This is a genomic window from Nguyenibacter vanlangensis (assembly GCF_013376155.1).
GTDB lineage: Bacteria > Pseudomonadota > Alphaproteobacteria > Acetobacterales > Acetobacteraceae > Gluconacetobacter > Gluconacetobacter vanlangensis.
Map to the genome: position 1 here is coordinate 1 of NZ_JABXXP010000857.1, position 1084 is coordinate 1084.

Genomic DNA, 1084 nt, shown 5'->3' on the forward strand with positions numbered 1-1084 from the left:
CGGCGCACCGCGCCCCCTGCTGCCCGGCCCCGCCCGCTGGACCCTGACCCTGGCGCCGTGACGGGCCGCCCTCTTGTTCAGGGCCGAACGAATCGCCTAACAACGAATCGCCTAACAAGACCGTTCACGAACCCGTCGGTCCCGACGCCGCCCCATCCAGTAACGCCGAGCCCCCAGCCGCATGAGTCACGACGCCCCTTCGCCCGCCCCTGCGCCCGCCGGTACCGCCTGCCTGAACTGCGAAACGATCCTGGTGGGCGAATGGTGCCATCATTGCGGGCAGGAGGGCGGTCCCCCGCATCGCACGGTGTGGGAATTATGCGGCGAATTCTTCGAGATGCTGACCCACGCCGACAGCCGCTTCAGCCGCACCATCCACACCCTGGCGCTGGCGCCCGCGCGGCTGACCCAGGATTATATCGACGGCAGGCGCGTCTCGATGGTGCCGCCGATCCGCATGTTCTTCGTCGTGCTGCTGGCGATGTTCACCATCCACGCCCTGCTCGCCACCGGGCATCACGGCGTGCATATCACGGCGACGGACCGCGCTGAACTCGCGCGCGAGATCGGCAACTGGTCATGGGCCGGCCATGAGCGGATCACCGCATGGGTCCGCATGCACATGCTCAACGCCGTCGACAACCCGACCGAAGTGCTCAGCGTCATGCGCGAATGGTCGGAACGCTTCATCCTGGTCATGCTGCCGATCTCGGCGCTCATCCTGTGGGGCCTGTATTACTGGCCCACGCGCCGCGCGCTGTACGAGCATGTGATCTTCTCGGTCCATTCGCTCAGCTTCGCCTTCGCCGTCTTCACCGTCTCGTCGATCGCCGTCCGCATCGTGGGCCATGCCGGCAACCTGTTGCTGCTGGTTCCGCCCGTGCATCTCTATCGCCATCTGCGCGGCTTCTACGGGGTCGGCGTCCCGGGCACCATCACGCGCATGACGATCCTGTTCGTGGCCTCGCTCGTCTTCAGCCTGATCCTGCTCTCCGCCCTCGGCCTGCTGGGGCTGGAACTCGGGGCCGGCGGCGAGTCATGACGGCGGCCGCCGCGCCGCGCGGCGGCCGCTCCGCCCGGCTCG

At 68.0% G+C, this 1084-nt stretch carries 1 protein-coding gene; it reads left to right on the forward strand.

Annotated elements, in window-relative coordinates:
• Positions 1-181: 181 nt before the first annotated feature.
• The gene (locus tag HUK84_RS19680) at positions 182-1042 is read left to right on the forward strand and encodes a DUF3667 domain-containing protein (RefSeq protein WP_176641716.1); all 861 of its coding nucleotides are present in this window, start codon (positions 182-184) and stop codon (positions 1040-1042) included.
• The last annotated feature ends 42 nt before the right edge of the window (positions 1043-1084 follow it).